This window comes from Clostridium sp. SHJSY1, from assembly GCF_031626875.1.
GTDB lineage: Bacteria > Bacillota > Clostridia > Clostridiales > Clostridiaceae > Clostridium.
In genome coordinates this window covers 1-15548 of the sequence record NZ_JANDMF010000012.1, presented here as the reverse complement: position 1 = coordinate 15548, position 15548 = coordinate 1, and the positions used below count along the sequence as shown (strand labels likewise).

Genomic DNA, 15548 nt, shown 5'->3' with positions numbered 1-15548 from the left:
ACATCTTCTATAGTGTCAGTATAGTTATTATTAGAATAATTATTTTCTACATCTTCTATAGTATCTGTATAGTTATCATCATAATTAGTATCAAGCTCAGGCTCAGCATCTACCATACTATCAGAATAATTATTTGTATCATAACTATCATCATTATTAACATAATCATTTTCAGATGATGAGGAATAAGAATTTTGAGGACTATATTTATCAATTAAATCAAATATTTCCTTAGTAGATAAAGAAGATACTTTCCATGATTTTAATAAGTATTTTCCGATATCTTTTTCTTTTTTTATTCTTATAGCTTTCTTCTTTTCTTGTAATTTTTTAATTTGTTGTTCGATTGAATTTAAGTTACTCTTTTTAGTCATATTAACATCCTTCCGCAAAATATTATGAAAGTATTATATCATGTTTATCACATAAAGGGAAAACATAGAACAATATGTAATAAAAATTTAATGAAATTGTAGAAAAAATAAGTTTTATAGCAAAAAAAGATAGTTGCAATATATGTATTTCAATGATTTAAAAAATACTTCAAATTTAACTATGCTTCGAATTTCAGTTAGTAAATAAATTAAAAAATATTTTGAGTTATTCTTGTTACTTTTTCAGATTAAATTTCTTTAAAAAACAAGAGTTTAAATTACTATGTAAATACTTAGTTATTTAGTAGTAAAAATCAATAATATAATTTTAAAATTTAAATATAGTGAATTTTAAATTTTTGTTCCTTAGAAAATATAAAATCCGTATGTCTTAAAAATGAAATTAATTACAAAACGCCATCCAAAAAAGAAGAGACAGGGATTATAGCATCTAAAGAAGAACTTAGATATCTTGATACGATATTTCATAAGAAATATTCAATGTTTTTAGATATATATATCATAAATAAGTATGTGGAATTAAAGGACTTATCTTTACAAACTGAAGAAGTTGTTGATGCAAAAAAAAGTAACTAATAAAGAGTTGATTGAAATGAATAAAAAAGGCTTAGTTACTAAGTTAGATTGGGAAGTATTTAATGTTTACCTAAAATATATAAATGAAGGCTAGGTAATTTGTAAATATAATAAACCTATGATAGTATATAAGGACAATAACGAATGGAGGAAATTATCTATGAATAATCTACCTATTTGTCCAAAATGTAAATCAGAATATACATATGAAGATGGCAATTTATTAATTTGCCCAGAATGTTCTTATGAGTGGACATTAGAATCAGGAAATGAAAATAATCAGGATGAAAAAGTCATTAAAGATGCAAATGGCAATATCTTAAATGATGGTGATTCTGTAACAATAATAAAAGATCTTAAAGTTAAGGGAAGTTCATCTGCTTTAAAGAAGGGTACAAAGGTAAAGAATATACACTTAGTTGATGGAGACCATAATATTGATTGTAAAATTGATGGCTTTGGAGCAATGAGTTTAAAATCAGAATTCGTAAAAAAAATATAAATTTAATTAAAAAAAAAGATCCTAGCAAAATTTTTGACTAGGGTCTTTTTGATACAAGTTTATTTTTTATATGTAGTTTGTTTATTGATTTGAGCATGTTTGTCTATTTTAGACTTTTGCTCAAAATTCTTCTGAGCAGCTGCACCATCTTTTTGGAACTTCTTATAATCATCGAAGAAGAACATATCATTTAATATATAATCATAATAGAAAAAGCTGATTTTACTGTCCATTTTTTTAATCATAGCTGCTTGTAAACTAGCATCACTTATTGTACAAATTGGTCCAACTGGCAGGCCAGCAACATTATAAGTGTTATAGTCACTAACTTTCTTTGTGTCTTCAGTTGTTAAAAAAGGTCTTTGATATCCTAATGCATATTCAGCTGTAACACAACTTTGAAGTTTTGTATTACTAGCTAATCGGTTTAAGAAAACTGTTGCTACTTCATTTTGATGAGTACCAGATAAACATTCAGCTTCCACCATAGCTGCCAAGGAGAGCTGTTTTTGTGGTGTCAAATTATTTGAGCTAGTATTAGATGAAAGAATCTTGTTATAACGTTTTTCAGATTCCTCAACCCAAGTAGACATTTCTTTCTCTAAAGTAATATCTTGAGTGATTTCGTATTCACCTGGTGGAATCATTCCTTCCATGCGACGAAAATCTTTAATTGCTGGATTTATCAGTGTATTTGAATTTGCTGCTGCTAAAGTTTTTTTCACATCTTCTTGAGAGAGAGAGAAAACTTTGCTGATTTGAGGAATTATATCCCTTTCAAGCATATCCCCCCCTTTAACATTGATTACACCAAGTACAGGATTTTCAACTATAGTAGTTTCAGCTTCAGTCTCTGCATCAGTTTCAGCTTCTACTGTAGCTGTTGAAGAGTTGAAAGGTAAAAATCCAACAACTAAAAATAGAGAACATACTAGTAGAATTGTTATCCAAAAGTTAAGTGGAAATTTCAGAGCTGATAGTATTTTGTTATTTTTTTCATTTGATTCATTCATTAAGATTACCCCCATAATATGATTTTTGTATATAAATTTTCTTAGGCATGTCCAAATTTGCAACTATAAACAGCTTTAGTGACTTAGTTTTATAAGAACAATATGCTAGGTATAGTCTATCAAAATTTGTTACCTATTGGCAAGTGTTATACAACCTTAACTCATGGAAAGTTGTAGAGTTTTACACATTTAATTAAATTATAGTAAAACAACTTTCAATAATTTAGTAGCATCTTGATTATAAAAGGGAAAAAATACAAAATAAAAGATACTGCAATAAAGTATATAATCTATTTAATCTATTTATCTTCATATAACAAATATTCATAAATGAAAATTTCAGAATGATAAAGAAGTTTTTGTTATAAAGAAATTAAGAGAATTTAGAAGAAGCTATGGGTATAATAAAGAATAGAAATATTAAAAATTAATTTTTGTATAGACAATTGTATATGATATAATGAGAATTACATTGCTTTAATTAGCATCAAATAGTAAAAGCTATAGAAGGACTTGGAGGGAAATTATTAATAATATGGTTAATTTAATAAACATAACTTTGGTACTTTTACTTGTATTTATGAATGGATTTTTCGTAGCTACAGAATTTGCCATGGTAAAAGTGAGAAAGTCAAGAATAGAAACATTAGTTCTTGAAGGGAATAAAAGTGCAAAACATACTTTGACGGTTGTTAAAGATTTAAATTCGTATTTATCTGCTTGTCAGTTAGGAATAACATTAGCATCTTTAGGGCTTGGATGGATAGGAGAGCCAGCAGTAGCAAATTTATTAGAACCATTATTTAATTTATTTAGTATACCAGAAAATCTTGTGCATTCAATTTCATTTATATTTGGATTTGCAATAATTACAGGATTTCATATTGTACTTGGGGAATTAGCTCCTAAATCATTGGCAATAATAAGTGCAGAAAAGATAGCACTATATACAGCATTACCACTTATATTATTTTATAAGTTGACTTATCCAATAATGTGGGCATTTAATCATAGTACTAATTTGATTTTAAAAATGTTTGGAATTTCACAAGTAGATGAACATGAAGAAGCACATACAGATGAAGAAATAAAGCTTTTAGTTGAAGAGAGTTACAAACATGGTCTAATTGATAAGACTGAATTAACTTTTGTAGATAATATATTTGATTTTTCTGAGACGACAGTTAAAGATATAATGATACCTCGTACAGATATGGCATGTGTTTATGTAGAAGATCCTTTTGAGGATATTATAAAATATGCCATAGATGAACAGTTAACAAGATATCCAATATGTAGGGAAAGCAAAGATAATGTTATTGGTTTTGTACATATAAAGGAACTATATAAGATGAAGATAGAGGGAACAAATCAAAATATAGAAAATATTATACGTGAAATAAAATTTGTTCCAGAATCTATGTCAATAAGTGAGTTATTAAAGAAATTTAAAAAGGAAAAAATGCATATGGCTATAGTTATTGATGAATATGGTGGAACATTTGGACTTGTAACTATTGAGGACATTTTAGAGGAAATAGTTGGAGAAATTCAAGATGAATTTGATGAAGATGGAGATGAAATAATTAAGACTGAAGAGGGAAATTATATAGTTAATGGAAAACTTATTCTTGAGGATATAAATGAATTATTAGAAATATCTATAGAAGAAGAAAATATTGATACTATTGGTGGATGGATTTATTCACAATTGAAAGATTATCCTGAAATTAATGATACAGTAACTTTTGAGGATTATGCATTTATTGTACTTGATTGTGATAACAAGAGAATAACTAAGGTACTAATTAAAAAAATAATTTAATCATTGAATTAACTAAAAACTCTTATCATTATTTTGGTAAGAGTTTTTAGTTGTTTTATTTAGATAGAACTTAAAAAAAGTTTTTGTGAAAATTTAATATGATTTAAAATAAATATAAAGTGTTAGAAAATTCAGACGAAATAGTAATATAGACAACTAAAGTGTCGACATTTAAAGAAATAAAAACTTATGAAATGAAATATTATAATGCGAAAAATATTAGGGTTGGGGGATTATATGAATTATATGGATTATAATAAAAATTTAGAGTTGAAAAATAAAATTCTATTAGTAGGTTTTGTACTTTCAGTGATATTAAGAACTATATTTGATATATTCTTGAATGTAGATACAAAAGACATACTGCTTTTAGTTGGATTTGGAATTCCACTAGGTATAATTGATTTTATTCTGATTAAAAAGAAATATCTTTTTTCAACTATATACTTTACTATCTTTATTTATGCACTAGTGATATTTATAATGTTTGTATCAGAACCAAGTATGGTTAACTTTCTCTTGATATTTTACCAAATAATTTTAATAAGTTCGTACCAAGATTTAAGAGTAATGATAACAGAAGCAATAGTTAGTATAGGGCTAATTACATATTTTTTCTTATCATATAAAACTAGCTTATTTGCAAATGTTGGATATGAAGATTTAGTATTTTACATATTATATGTTGTAGCAGGGTCAATTGTATTATCAATTAATGCTATTTTAACAAGAAAAGTTTATAAAAGTTTAGATGATAACTTTAAAATAATAGAAGAATCTAAAACTAAAAGTGAAATGTTATTGAACAAAATATATAATACAATAAAAACATTAACATCTGCTAATGAGAAAATTAAAGGTGGAATTTCTTCAACTAATCAAATTTCAGAGGAAATAACTACTTCTACAAGTGATGTAGCTAATATGGCTAATAATCAAGTTAAAACAATGGAAGATATGAGAGGAACAGTTATAATGGGTGTAGACAAGGTTGCAAAGGTTACAGAAGCAATCAAAACTATGGAGAAGTTGTCTATTTCAACAGAGGATGTTGTAATAGATGGATCTAATAAGGTGGATTCCTTGTCTAAGAATATGGAAAGTGTAAACTCTCAAATTGTAAATGTAGTAAGTTTAATTAATGAATTAAGCAATGAAAATGCAAAAATAGTAAATATTATAAATTCCATAAATGATATATCAGAACAAACTAATCTTTTAGCACTTAATGCATCAATTGAAGCAGCTAGAGCAGGAGAACATGGAAAAGGATTTGCAGTAGTTGCAGAAGAGGTAAGAAAACTTGCAGAAGACTCAAAAGCATCAACTAGTGAGGTAGAATCAATTTTAAATAATATATCTAGCAAAACAAAGGTAGTTTCTGATGAAGTATTGAATGAGCAAAAATATATTGAGTTATGTAATACACATACTAATGAAGTTAAGAATTTATTTAAAAATATAAATCACAATACTACTAATGTATTAAATTACTCAAAAGACGTAAAATCACAAACTATTATATTAGAAGATTCCATGAAAGATACATTAAGTTCTATGAATAGTGTAAGTGATGATGTTAAAACTACTGCAACTGCTATGGAAGAAATATTTGCTTCTATTGATGAACTTAATAATAGCATAGTAGATATAACTAGCAGTTATAACAATATTGATCAGATATGTAATGAATTAAACACTATATAAATTTTATAATAAACTAGGGGCAGATCCTTGAATAGGTGTGCCCTTAGTTTTATTTTAGTTTGATGTAATAAATTTAGGCTTCATATACTTAACACCACTTTTTAAAGTATAATCTATGATTTTGGAAAAATAATCAGGATAAACTTCTTCAGATTTTTCATGATCATGAATTAAAACGATATTATATGAACTTGGGTCAAGAAGTACGCCTCCTGAATTTGGATTCTTGTCATTAATTTCGTAAAAAATATCATTAAATGTAAAGCCAACATTGTATTCTAATTTATATTCAATGAAGTCAAATGTCCAATAAACATCAATATCCTTATCTAAGCCTTCTTTGAAATACCAATGGTATTTAATCTTTGAACTATTAAATTTATTAAATTTTTCATATTTTAAATATGATTGTAGAGATTTTTTGTTTTTTCCTCCTTTATCACCATAAGGAAAGCGAAATATCTTATATTTTCTTGTAACTTTTGCTTCTTTATATAATAAATCAAGTTGTTTTTCTTGACTTTCAATTTCACAAATATCTTTTTTTAGAGTTATTTGAGAAAAAGGAACATGTGTAAAGCTATGATTGCCAATAATTACACCTTTTTTTAGTGCATAGATAGCTTCTTCTCTATATTTCAAAATATTTTCTCCAGTAAAAAACATAATAGAAGGAATATTCTTACTAACAAGAAAATCTACAATTTTTTTTGTGTTTTTAGTTGGACCATCATCAATTGTCAAATATGCTTTACTCATATTTCTAGCAAGCTCCTTTGAAAAAATAATAAGTATAATTAACTAAATTATATTGATTATTCTATGCTTATATTACAAAAATTTTAGTGTATAATCTAATTTTCTTCCTTATTAATAATTCTTTTTATATTTTCTTTATGTCTCACTACCATTAAAATGGATGCTATTAAGGCAGAAGCTATTATTAAAATTGGTAATTTCATAACAATGCAAAGTATAGGAATTGTTATGCCTAGTGCAATAGATCTAATAGAAACTATATGAATAAATAAACCTAAGAAAAAGTAAATAAAAACTCCAGCTATTGTTGGAATTGGTGCAAGTAAAAAGAATGCACCAATGGTTGTGTTTACGCCTTTACCTCCATTAAATTTTAGAAAGGGAGTATAATCATGACCTAAAATTACTGTTAAGGCAATTATAGATGTATAAGTATAATTAGATATTGGGACTTCTATAATTTTTGAAAAATATAATCCAAAGAATACAGGAATAAGTCCTTTCAAAATGTCTATTATTTGAGTAGCAATAGAAATCTTAGTTCCTGCAATTCTTTTTACATTTGTTGAACCAATATTTCCACTGCCTTTAGTTCTTATATCAATATTGTAAAATTTTTTAGTAAGTAAATAGCCTGTTGGAATCGAACCAAATAAAAAAGACAATGTAATTGTTATTATTATAATCATTTTATCCATCCTAATTTGAAAATATTTTTACTTTACAGCTATTATATCATAAGGAGCTTAACAAGTTTCACCATAAAGATAGTATGGATTTTAATAAAATAAAACAAATAAGAGGAGTCTCAAAATGAATTGAAAATCATTTTATGAGACATCCTCTTTAATTAATGTTAACTAGTGCCTTTTAGTTAATTCAGAAATTAAAAAATTCCAATCAGATTCTATTGAAGCAGGTGCTTTTTTTGGAACTTCTTTAACTTCTGGCATTATAACTTGTTGTTTTTGAAGTAATTTTATACATAAATAAACTACAGCTTTATCAGTAAATTCATGGAATTCTTCTTCATTAGGGAATCCTTTAATTGGACAACCTGGATGATCTATATCTGCATCAAAAACTGCTGACCATTCAAGTTCGCAATAAACAGGCTCGTTGAAAATTTCAACATCTGATCTATCTGCTTCTCTTATATTTTTTCCCATCCTCTTTTCATCAAAATATCTAGCTACCATAGGAGGTAGATTTGGTTGAATTTGAGGTTGGTGTTTAAAATTAACTTTAGTATAAGCTTTAAATGGAATATGAACAGTAGTATCTTTAATGTCTCCACCTATTCCAGTACAGGTTGTACAAGTTTTTGTTGCATATTCTATATTTTTTCTAACATAACCCTCTATAAAAACTTTGTCAGTTGCAGCAATATATCTACATTGAGTTAAAAATACTTGTTTTTCAATTCTCTTTATTTCATAAGCAGGTTCATTAAGTTCTATTACTGATTCAGAGTCTATTTGAATTACAAATTCAGCAAGAACTTTAGGAATTTTATAATCTCCACCACATACAGGATAATTAGTTGCACCTGTAAGAGTATCTGCACTTAGTACATTAGCATGACATTTAGTTTCTGGACAAGTTGTTTTTTCGTTACTCATAATTTTTATCTCCTAGTTCCCCTCAAAATTAGGATATAAATGCGATTAATTTTACACCCTCATATATACTATTCAGGAAAAAAGAAAAATGTACATTTATAAATCATATTCATAACATATTTTTTAAAAATATATAATTATCAATATTCTTACTATAATTGAAATAAATATGGAATTAATATTTTTAAGTTTAATGCTAGTGAATTTATTTATAGTTAAGAATCAAACCTGTTTGAAATCGTGAACATATATTAATAAAATAAGTTTTTTAAAGTACAAATAAAAATTCACTTACACGATGAAGGAATAAGTTGGTACAATTACATAGCAAATATTGTATTTGCAAATAAGTTATATAAGGAGCGGATTATTATGAAAGTGTTAGGAATTACATGTGGAAGAAAAATGAGTAACACAGAAATACTAGTTAAAGAAGCACTAATGGGAGCAGAAGAGCTAGGAGCAGAAGTTGAACTTGTAAGGCTTAATGATTTGAAACTTAAACCTTGTACAGGCTGTAATGCATGTGTTGTAAGTTTACTTGGAAAATCAAGTTCAGGGGAATGTGTTATTAAAGATGATGATTTTGATTTTATTGAAGAAAAAATTATGGAATGTGATGGATTAATTCTTGGATCACCAATATATGAAAAGGGTCCTACTGGATTAGTAAAAATTCTAGCTGATAGAATGGGACCTTCACATGATGTAGCATTTAGAATGATATCTAAGAAAAATAGAGCTGAAAAAGGAATAACAACTGGTAAGCCTGTAGATGAAAGATCATTTAAGACAAGATCTGCATCACTTATAGCTGTTGGAGGAAGTGAATGGGATACATTAGCTTTACCATTAATGCAGTTAACTCTAATATCAACTCATATGGATATTGTAGATAAAACATTAGTTAATTGGACAGGACTTCCAGGAAGTGTTTTATTTAATGAAGAAGCTATAAAGAAAGCTAGAAAATCAGGTCGTCACGTTGTTCAAACTTTGTTAGATCAAGAAGATAGAAGTCTTTCAGATGAAAAAGATAAACCTGAATATATAGGAGAACAGGGAGTATGTCCTCTTTGTCATTCAAAACTTATAGAAATAAGAAATGATGATAATAATTATCCAGCAGTATGTGGAATTTGTGGAGTAAGAGGAACATTAAATGTTGTAGATAATAAAGTGAAATTTGAAATTGCAAAAAAGGATATATCACATTCGCATATATATCTTTCAGGTAAGTTTGAACATGGAGATGAATTAAATAACATAGCTTTAAAACCAAATCCAAAAGCTAGTGAATTACCTAAGATGTTAGAAAAATACAGAAATTATTTAGTATATTCTAAACCAGAATAAAAGAATTAGTCAAGACCAGTCACATAAATGGTTTGAAAGGATAGCGTTATGGAGAGAAATACAAAAGAAAGATTTATTGAAACTGCAAGTAGGCTTTTTGAAGCTAAAGGATACAACGCAACTGGATTAAATGAGATATTAAAAGAGTGTAAAGCTCCAAAAGGTTCGTTTTATTACCATTTTCCAAATGGTAAAGAAGAACTTGCTCTAGAATCAATTAGATTAGCAGGAGAAAAAATAACTACCAATCTTAAAAAAACATTAGATATGTTTGAAGAACCTACTCCAGGTATTTTATTAAATATAAATAATCTGGCAGACATAATCGATGATAAGAAAAAGATGGATAATGTGTCTATAAGCTTAATAGCATTAGAAACATATGATTCTAGTGAAGTTTTGAGAGAAGCTTCAGAAAAGGTATTTTTGTCAATAGAAAAAATTTATATGAAAAAATTAATTGAATATAAACTTGATGAAGAAAAAGCTAAATCTATATCTTTAACTTTATCAGTTATGACAGAAGGAGCTATTTTACTTAGTTTAACCAGAAGGTCTGGGGAACCTTTAAGGAAAATAGGAGAGCAAATTAAAGTTATTATTAATCAATAAAATTTTTTATATATAATAGACTTTATTTTTTCAATAGATTATTATGTAGACTGGTCTAGTATATGGAGGCAATAAATGAAAGAGAAACATGATGAAAAAATTAAAAATAGTATAAATCCAACAAGTATTATAGCAATATTAGTAGCAAGTGCATTTGTAGCAACATTTAATGAAACTATATTAAATGTTGCATTATCTGGAATTATGAAAGAGATGAATGTTTCAGCTGGAACTGTTCAGTGGTTAGTTACAGCATATATGATAGTAGCATCAGTAATGGTTCCTGTTACAGCGTTTCTTATTCAATCATTTAAGACTAAACAACTGTTTTTAAGCGCATTGGGATTGTTACTTGTAGGTACAATTTGTGCTGCTTTTTCAGGTTCTTTTACTATGTTGTTAATCTCAAGAATAATACAATCATCAGGAACAGGTATGATGATACCAATTATGATGAACACTGTATTATTAGTATCACCAAAGGAAAAGATAGGAACATCAATGGCTATATGTGTATCAGCAATCTCACTTGGACCTGCATTTGGGCCAACAGTAGCTGGAGTTATATTGCAATATTTTAGTTGGCATGCATTATTTATTATTTTAATACCAATTATAGCTATTCTTATGATTATTGGAAAACTATTTTTGGCCAATGTAGGTAAGATAACAAAACCTAAAATAGATTATTTATCAATTATTCTATCAACTTTAGGACTTGGAACTATAATATATGGAATAAGTAGTGTTAGTGAAGGAGACATTAAAGTTACATTGATAAGTTTTATAGTAGGAATTATTTCTTTAATAATATTTGTAAAGCGTCAAATTGTTTTAGAAGAACCTATGCTAAATCTATCTCCATTTAAATATCCAAAGTTTATCATAGGTGTAATTTTAGTAATGGTAGCAATGATGATTAACTTTACTATGAATGTAATGCTTCCAATGTTTATGGAAGGCTCTCTTGGAACAACAAGTTTTGTAGCAGCACTTGCACTACTACCAGCTGTAATCTGTAATGGAATTGCAACACCAATAGGTGGAAAAATATATGACAAGGTTGGTGTGAAGCGGTTAATACCAATAGGAATAGGGATAATAGCTATATTTATTTTTGTTTTAACTAGATCAAATAGTGAAACATCATTAATTAAAGTTATAATAACGTATGTATGTGTATGTATAGGAGTTGGGTTAACCATGTCACCTTCACAGACCCATGCATTAAATCAATTGCCTAAAGAATATTATCCTCATGGAGTAGCAATAGTAAATACATTTCAACAAGTATCAGCAGCAATAGGATCATCACTTTTTATTGGAATAATGTCAGCTGCTCAGATAAAAGCAATAGAAGTACAACATGTAACAAATGAAGTTGCTGTTGCTAGAGGATTCTCAAGTGCAACAATGGTGGCATTTGGAATTGCAATATTTGGTTTTGTTTTATCTTTTGCTTTTGGACAAAGTAGAAATAATGAAAAGGATGAGAAATATTCACTTCTAAATGACAATAATTAATAGCTTCATAAAACTGCTACTTTTATCTGTGAATGTTTAAAATATATCAATTAGGCCTTATGAAAAGTATTTTAAGTACAAAAAGGGAAAAATTGTAAGTGGGTTGATATAATATAAGTGAAGTAAATAGAAATTAGCTGGGGGGAGTTATGAGAGTATTTAGTGAAATAAAAACTGAGAGACTTATAATTCGAAGGTTTAAAGCAGGTGATTGGAAAGACCTTAATGAATATCTTTCTGATGAAAAAGTAGTTTACTATGAACCCTATGAGCCATTTACAGAAGAAGAGTGTAAGGAAGAAGCAAATTGTAGAGAAAAAAATGAGTCTTTTTTGGCAGTATGCTTAAAGGAATCTGGAAAGGTTATAGGTAATCTTTATTTTGGTAAAGTAGAGTATGAAAGCTATGAATTAGGATATGTTTTTAACTCTAATTACTGGAATAAAGGATATGCAACTGAAAGTGCACAAGCTCTTCTAAATTATGCATTTAAAGAGTGGAAGATTAGAAGAGTTATTGCAATGTGTAATCCAGAAAATAAAGCTTCATGGAGACTGTTAGAGAGATTAAATATGAGAAGAGAAGGTTATCTACAAAAGAATATATACTTTAGATTAGATGAAAATAATTTGCCTATTTGGCAAGATACTTATGAATATGGGATTCTTAGAGAAGAAATTTAATTTATTTAGAAATTTTATGGTGAATTTTATAAAATATAAGGGTAGTGTAAGACAAAGTTTTACAATACCCTTATATTTTTGGGCTATATATTATTATTTAATTTATTAAATAATAATATATAGTAAATTAAGAATGAAGTTGTTTACAAAAAAATGAAAACGAGAACATATATTTAAAAAGTAAGTTTATTGTTTAAAAAGAAAAAAAAGCTTACAAGGGATATATAATTATTGATAAAATTATTTTGTAATAAATGAAGCTAGATTTGTTACAAAATATTATTAGAAACAAGGAGAAAAATTTATGCCTCAAACAAAAAAAGAAAGTTTTATTTACACAATTATGATGTGTGCTTTTATGGTGTTTTTTATGAGTATCTATAATGTATTTTTACATACAGGAAGTTTTTCCATAGAAACAATAAAAAATGCATTAGATGAATTTTTATTGACTTATATAATTGGGATGATATGTGATTGGTTTATAGTATCAAGACCTGCTAAAGGAGTAGCCTTTAAGTTTCTTAATGAAAATGATAAAAAAATAAAAAAAATTCTTTTAATATCATCTTGTATGGTATGTGGAATGGTATTATGTATGTCATTGTATGGATCAATATTAAATGTTGGATTTACATTAGATTTACCTAGAACATATTTAATTGCAATTGGAATGAATGTTATTGTAGCATTGCCATTACAATTAATAATAGCGGGACCAATAATAAGGTTTCTATTTAGTAAAGTTTGTTCAAGATAATTAAAATAATTTGCAGTTATAATTTATAAGTGGAACTTATATGTGATAAAGTGGAAAAAGCTTGTCTATATAAGTTCTTTTTTTGTACAATAATATTAGGAAAATAAAAGAAAAAACTATTAAAAAGAATTTTGTCCCATAGGTGAGATTGGAGAGATGTATAATGATTAATGAAACTTATGCTTTATGGAGTAAAGAAGAATATTCATATAAAACCAAAGGAGAGTTTATTCCTAATATATTTACTTATATTCATAATGATAATGATGTAAGACCAGCAATTATAATAGTTCCAGGAGGTGCTTATCGTATAGTAACACCTTTAGAAGGAGAAATTGTAGCAAAAGAATTTTACAATAAAGGATATAATACATTTGTTTTAACATATACAACAAATTGGCTAATTACAACACCATTAAAGTTTCAGCCGTTGAAAGATTTATCTAGGGCAGTTAGATTTATTCGAAGAAAGGCTGAAGAATTCTGCATTAATCCAGAAAAGTTAAGTTTATGTGGATTTTCAGCAGGAGGACATTTGTGCGGTAGTTTAGCTGTTCATTATAATGCAAAAGAGCTAAAAGATGATAAGAAATTTGAATGTATTAGCAATAAACCTAATGCTGTAATATTATCTTATCCAGTTATTTCATCTGGAGAATATGGTCATAAAGTTTCATTTGCTGCACTTTTAGGAGAAAATCCAACTGATAAAGAATTAGAGTATATGTCCTTAGAAAAACAAGTAAAGAAAGATACACCCCCTATATTTATATGGCATACAGCAACTGATGGGTCTGTCCCTGTGGAGAACAGTTACCTCTTTGCAAAAGCTTGCAAAGAGAAAGAGGTAATATTTGAGCATCATGTTTTTGGAAATGGAAAACATGGAATATCATTGGCTAATGAAGAATGGGCAACAGGATGTTATGGTAGAGCTTATACAATGGAGCAGTTATTTGAAACAGCAGAATATCTGATTAGAAATAATATGGATTTACCAGAACCATATAATAAGATAAAAGAAATTAATAATGATATAAATGTTAGAAAAGTAATAATGAAAGTTAAAATACAAGAGCATATAAAAGGAGCTAAAGCAGATGAAGGAATTGCTATTTGGCCAGAGATAGCTAATAATTGGCTAAAGAAAATTTTATAAACTTAAATTAATCACATTAGACTAAAGGTTTATAGTCTAATGTGATTTTTTATTAAAATTCAAAGCATAAGTAGCTTAAGTTTCCTAATTGATATCCTCTGAAAATAGTTTTTGGATTTGGATCAGGACTACTACCTAAAGCTATGAATAATGGAATAAAATGATCAGGACTAGGAACAGCTAAATTAGCATGTGGAGCCAGTGATTTATAATTATCAAGAGTATCAAAGTCCATTGAATTGAGTTTTGTTATTATCCAATCATCAAATTCTTTAGCCCAAGAGTCAATTGTATCTGTTTCATAATTAACTAGTCTTAAATTATGAACAGTATTCCCGCTTCCAATAATCAAAATATCTTCATTTGCAAAAGATTTAAGAGCAGTACCAATTTTAATTTGCTCTTTGGGAGATAATTTTGAATTAACTGAAACTTGTATAATAGGCAAATCTGCATTAGGGAATACATGCATTAAAAGGGTCCAAGCTCCATGATCTAAACCTCTAGTAGTATCTTTTTTTACTTGAATTCCTTGAGCTTTAAGCCTATCCAAAATTTTAGAAGCAATTTCATCTGAACCTTTTGCATTATATTTTATTTCATACAATTCTTTTGGAAATCCATAAAAATCATACATAGTGTTATATGTTGCATCTGATGATGAAATTGTAAGTGTATCGGTATCCCAATGAGAAGTAAATACAATAACAGCTTTTGGTGCAAGTTTAGTACCAAGTTCGTTTAAAAATTTAGTGTAGCCATTTTCTTCAATAGCCATCATTGGAGAACCATGTGCTAAAAATAAAGGTTTTATCATATAAAATTTCCTCCTTTTTATTTAGATTATAGATATTAAATTATCTATAATCATAAAAATTATTTAATTTAAAATATATAGTAACTTACCATTTGTAAGTAGATTATTGCATAATTTAAAAAAGTTAGTCAATACAATTCGCATAATTACTATAAAAATAAGGAGCTGTCGCATTAGCGGATGAATATCCGTTAGCGATAGCTCCCTTTTTGAACTAAATATCATTTTCTTATATGCA

The 15548-nt window shown here is 27.4% G+C and carries 15 protein-coding genes; 9 read left to right on the top strand and 6 right to left on the bottom strand.

The features are described 5' to 3' along the window. The coding region (locus NNC19_RS08155) for a hypothetical protein (RefSeq protein WP_310938136.1) at nt 1–374 on the bottom strand (374 nt) is incomplete at its 3' end. A 757-nt stretch (nt 375–1131) separates the two neighbouring features. Between NNC19_RS08155 and NNC19_RS08150 the strand changes: the two genes are divergently transcribed. After that, nucleotides 1132–1473 carry a zinc ribbon domain-containing protein YjdM gene (locus tag NNC19_RS08150; protein WP_310938135.1) on the top strand — a complete coding sequence of 114 codons (342 nt, stop codon included), beginning with the start codon at nt 1132–1134 and terminating at the stop codon, nt 1471–1473. Between the two features lie 59 nt (nt 1474–1532). Here NNC19_RS08150 and NNC19_RS08145 read toward each other — a convergent pair whose 3' ends face one another. Beyond that, nucleotides 1533–2486, bottom strand: a complete 954-nt coding sequence (locus NNC19_RS08145) for an endolytic transglycosylase MltG (RefSeq protein ID WP_310938134.1) — start codon at nt 2484–2486, stop codon at nt 1533–1535. Between the two features lie 535 nt (nt 2487–3021). On the opposite strand from NNC19_RS08145, the gene NNC19_RS08140 reads away from it, so the two are divergent. Then, entirely contained in the window at nt 3022–4311 is a 1290-nt protein-coding gene (locus NNC19_RS08140) for a hemolysin family protein (protein ID WP_310938133.1), read from the top strand. A gap of 246 nt (nt 4312–4557) precedes the next feature. After that, nucleotides 4558–6018, top strand: coding sequence for a methyl-accepting chemotaxis protein (locus NNC19_RS08135; protein ID WP_310938138.1), 1461 nt, complete (start codon nt 4558–4560; stop codon nt 6016–6018). Between the two features lie 54 nt (nt 6019–6072). Here NNC19_RS08135 and NNC19_RS08130 read toward each other — a convergent pair whose 3' ends face one another. The 3 genes from NNC19_RS08130 to NNC19_RS08120 form a co-directional block, all read right to left on the bottom strand. Continuing rightward, nucleotides 6073–6777: a polysaccharide deacetylase family protein gene (locus NNC19_RS08130; protein WP_310938132.1), complete on the bottom strand. Its 705-nt coding sequence runs from the start codon at nt 6775–6777 to the stop codon at nt 6073–6075. 95 nt (nt 6778–6872) lie between these two features. Next, on the bottom strand, nt 6873–7466 hold the full coding sequence (gene plsY / locus NNC19_RS08125) for a glycerol-3-phosphate 1-O-acyltransferase PlsY (RefSeq protein WP_310938137.1): 594 nt from the start codon (nt 7464–7466) through the stop codon (nt 6873–6875). Between the two features lie 171 nt (nt 7467–7637). Further along, entirely contained in the window at nt 7638–8399 is a 762-nt protein-coding gene (locus NNC19_RS08120; protein WP_310938131.1) for a CsxC family protein, read from the bottom strand. Nucleotides 8400–8771: 372 nt separating this feature from the next. Here NNC19_RS08120 and NNC19_RS08115 point away from each other — a divergent pair, with 372 nt between their 5' ends. From NNC19_RS08115 to NNC19_RS08090, 6 genes are all read left to right on the top strand, one after another. Beyond that, nucleotides 8772–9755, top strand: a complete 984-nt coding sequence (locus NNC19_RS08115; protein ID WP_310938130.1) for a flavodoxin family protein — start codon at nt 8772–8774, stop codon at nt 9753–9755. A 48-nt stretch (nt 9756–9803) separates the two neighbouring features. Next, nucleotides 9804–10367 (top strand): TetR/AcrR family transcriptional regulator, encoded by a 564-nt coding sequence (locus NNC19_RS08110; RefSeq protein ID WP_310938129.1) that lies wholly within the window; start codon nt 9804–9806, stop codon nt 10365–10367. A 75-nt stretch (nt 10368–10442) separates the two neighbouring features. After that, nucleotides 10443–11891 carry a DHA2 family efflux MFS transporter permease subunit gene (locus tag NNC19_RS08105; RefSeq protein ID WP_310938128.1) on the top strand — a complete coding sequence of 483 codons (1449 nt, stop codon included), beginning with the start codon at nt 10443–10445 and terminating at the stop codon, nt 11889–11891. Between the two features lie 149 nt (nt 11892–12040). Beyond that, nucleotides 12041–12574, top strand: coding sequence for a GNAT family N-acetyltransferase (locus NNC19_RS08100; protein ID WP_310938127.1), 534 nt, complete (start codon nt 12041–12043; stop codon nt 12572–12574). A gap of 304 nt (nt 12575–12878) precedes the next feature. Beyond that, nucleotides 12879–13334 (top strand): DUF2798 domain-containing protein, encoded by a 456-nt coding sequence (locus NNC19_RS08095; RefSeq protein ID WP_310938126.1) that lies wholly within the window; start codon nt 12879–12881, stop codon nt 13332–13334. Nucleotides 13335–13497: 163 nt separating this feature from the next. After that, nucleotides 13498–14493: an alpha/beta hydrolase gene (locus NNC19_RS08090; protein WP_310938125.1), complete on the top strand. Its 996-nt coding sequence runs from the start codon at nt 13498–13500 to the stop codon at nt 14491–14493. 52 nt (nt 14494–14545) lie between these two features. Here NNC19_RS08090 and NNC19_RS08085 read toward each other — a convergent pair whose 3' ends face one another. Beyond that, complete coding sequence (locus tag NNC19_RS08085; protein WP_310938124.1) at nt 14546–15310, bottom strand: class III extradiol ring-cleavage dioxygenase; 765 nt, start codon at nt 15308–15310, stop codon at nt 14546–14548. Nucleotides 15311–15548: the final 238 nt, after the last annotated feature.

Bases quoted from the DNA above. Each gene is read 5' to 3' on its own strand.
- NNC19_RS08145 (WP_310938134.1), bottom strand. From the start codon at position 2,486: ATGAATGAATCAAATGAAAAAAATAACAAAATACTATCAGCTCTGAAA.
- NNC19_RS08140 (WP_310938133.1), top strand. From the start codon at position 3,022: ATGGTTAATTTAATAAACATAACTTTGGTACTTTTACTTGTATTTATG.
- NNC19_RS08115 (WP_310938130.1), top strand. From the start codon at position 8,772: ATGAAAGTGTTAGGAATTACATGTGGAAGAAAAATGAGTAACACAGAA.
- NNC19_RS08100 (WP_310938127.1), top strand. From the start codon at position 12,041: ATGAGAGTATTTAGTGAAATAAAAACTGAGAGACTTATAATTCGAAGG.
- NNC19_RS08095 (WP_310938126.1), top strand. From the start codon at position 12,879: ATGCCTCAAACAAAAAAAGAAAGTTTTATTTACACAATTATGATGTGT.
- NNC19_RS08135 (WP_310938138.1), top strand. From the start codon at position 4,558: ATGGATTATAATAAAAATTTAGAGTTGAAAAATAAAATTCTATTAGTA.
- NNC19_RS08110 (WP_310938129.1), top strand. From the start codon at position 9,804: ATGGAGAGAAATACAAAAGAAAGATTTATTGAAACTGCAAGTAGGCTT.
- NNC19_RS08105 (WP_310938128.1), top strand. From the start codon at position 10,443: ATGAAAGAGAAACATGATGAAAAAATTAAAAATAGTATAAATCCAACA.
- NNC19_RS08120 (WP_310938131.1), bottom strand. From the start codon at position 8,399: ATGAGTAACGAAAAAACAACTTGTCCAGAAACTAAATGTCATGCTAAT.
- plsY (WP_310938137.1), bottom strand. From the start codon at position 7,466: ATGATTATAATAATAACAATTACATTGTCTTTTTTATTTGGTTCGATT.
- NNC19_RS08150 (WP_310938135.1), top strand. From the start codon at position 1,132: ATGAATAATCTACCTATTTGTCCAAAATGTAAATCAGAATATACATAT.
- NNC19_RS08090 (WP_310938125.1), top strand. From the start codon at position 13,498: ATGATTAATGAAACTTATGCTTTATGGAGTAAAGAAGAATATTCATAT.
- NNC19_RS08085 (WP_310938124.1), bottom strand. From the start codon at position 15,310: ATGATAAAACCTTTATTTTTAGCACATGGTTCTCCAATGATGGCTATT.
- NNC19_RS08130 (WP_310938132.1), bottom strand. From the start codon at position 6,777: ATGAGTAAAGCATATTTGACAATTGATGATGGTCCAACTAAAAACACA.